This is a genomic window from Streptomyces sp. S3(2020), from assembly GCF_013044505.1.
Lineage (GTDB): Bacteria > Actinomycetota > Actinomycetes > Streptomycetales > Streptomycetaceae > Streptomyces.
In genome coordinates this window covers 1-1358 of the sequence record NZ_JABERD010000516.1, presented here as the reverse complement: position 1 = coordinate 1358, position 1358 = coordinate 1, and the positions used below count along the sequence as shown (strand labels likewise).

The following is a 1358-nucleotide window of genomic DNA, read 5'->3' as shown; positions in this document are numbered from 1 at the left end:
CCACCCACCCGCGACAACACACCCGCCACCACCGCATGCAACACCATGAACAAACTGCACCCACACTCACGCGCAAGCCCCTCCAGAGCAGCACACTGCTCGGGCGGAATGCGCAGGCGTACAGAGCCCGCGCGGCCGGAGGCCACGGCGGGCCGGGGCCGGTCCCGGGGCAGGGCCGGCTCCTCGGGCAGGTCCCTCAACGTCTCGCGCCAGAAGTCCAACTGACGCTTCTCCAGGCCGTCCGCGTGCAGGAGTTCGTCCTGCCAGAGCGTGAAGTCGCGATACTGGACGGGCAGTTCGGCCCACTCCGGGGCGGCATCGCGGGCGCGGGCCGCGTAGGCCGAGGCGAGGTCCTGCACGAAGGGGGCGGCCGACCAGCCGTCGAAAGCGATGTGGTGCACCGCCACCACCAGCACATGCTCCATCGGCCCGACCGCCAGCAGCTTCGCGCGCAGGGGAGCCTCGCGCGACAGGTCGAAGCCGGTGGCAGCCAACGCGGCGATGTGGGCGTCCAGTTCGTCGACAGACACGGATTCCACCTCGATGGCGGCTACGTCACCGGCCTCCAGAACCTGCTGGTGCGCCACGCCGTCGGTCACGGGAAGGACCGTCCGCAGGCTCTCGTGGCGGTGGACCACATCCCGCAGTGCCGCCCGCAGCGCCGGCACGTCCGGCTCTCCGGACAGTCGCAGGGCGGTGGTGATCACGCGTGTGTCCGTGCCGCCCGTGCCCTCCTGAAGCTGGCCCTGGAACCAGAAGCGCAGTTGGGAAGGGGAAAGGGGAGCCTGCTCGGAGCGGGGACGCCGGGTGAGCGGTGGGCGGGTCCCGGCCGGGCCGTCGCAGCGGCCGGCCAGACCGGCCGGCGTGGGCGCCTCGAACACCGCGTGCATGTCGACCTCCGCGCCGAGGGTCGCGCGGATCCGGCTGAGGAGGCGTACGGCGAGGAGCGACTGGCCGCCGAGGGCGAAGAAGGAGTCGTCGACTCCGACGTCCGGCACGCCCAGGATGTCGGCGAACATCTCGCACAGCGCCCGCTCGACCTCGTTGGCGGGTTCGCGGCGGGTGGTGTCGGCCTGCCTCGCGCGGGGTGCGGGAAGGGCGGTGTGGTCCAGCTTGCCGTTCGGCGTCAGAGGCAGAGCGCCCTCAAGGACCGTCACCACCGACGGAACCATGTAGTCCGGCAGCAGCCCCACCGCCCGCTCCCGCACACGCTCCGTCAATTCCTCCCCAGCCCCCGGCCCCGGCACGACCCAAGCCAGCAATCGGCCGGCCCGCACCGAGACGACCGCATGCGCGACACCCTCACACCCCGCCACCACCTCTTCCACCTCACCGAGCTCCACCCGGAACCCGCGCAC

At 72.0% G+C, this 1358-nt stretch carries 1 protein-coding gene; it reads right to left on the bottom strand.

What is annotated here, in order from left to right; translation table 11 throughout:
• On the bottom strand, positions 1–1277 hold a 1277-nt coding region (locus HLK59_RS50075), incomplete at its 3' end, for a condensation domain-containing protein (protein ID WP_346780018.1).
• Positions 1278–1358: the final 81 nt, after the last annotated feature.